The sequence below is a fragment of the Mesorhizobium sp. M5C.F.Ca.ET.164.01.1.1 genome (assembly GCF_004792125.1).
Taxonomy (GTDB): Bacteria; Pseudomonadota; Alphaproteobacteria; order Rhizobiales; family Rhizobiaceae; genus Mesorhizobium; species Mesorhizobium wenxiniae.
The window spans coordinates 1-296 of the sequence record NZ_SRTG01000511.1 but is presented as its reverse complement, the minus strand read 5'-3'; the positions used below and the strand labels follow the sequence as shown (position 1 = coordinate 296).

The following is a 296-nucleotide window of genomic DNA, read 5'->3' as shown; positions in this document are numbered from 1 at the left end:
CAGCAGGCCGCGGGTGACATAGAGGTAGCCGCCGGGCAGCGCGAAGGCATTGACGTTGGGCGAATTGAGGATGGTGATGCGATAGGTCTGGGTCGGATTGGCCGACACCACCGTCAGGCTGCCGACGACCTTGGCGACCATGCGCTCGAGCTTGGGATCGGAATATTCGCCGCCATAGGTGGCAAGGATGCGCGGGTGCTGCGCCTTCGCCATTTCGGCAAGCTTCGAGTTGGCGACGACATTGTCGACGGTGATCGGCTTGTCGGACGGCTTGAAACAGGATTCCTGCACATCCG

Annotated in this window: 1 protein-coding gene; it reads right to left on the bottom strand. The window is 61.8% G+C overall.

The window, feature by feature from the left end:
• Positions 1-291: M48 family metalloprotease (locus EN807_RS34505; RefSeq protein WP_189522711.1), on the bottom strand; the 291-nt coding region annotated here is incomplete at its 3' end.
• Positions 292-296: the final 5 nt, after the last annotated feature.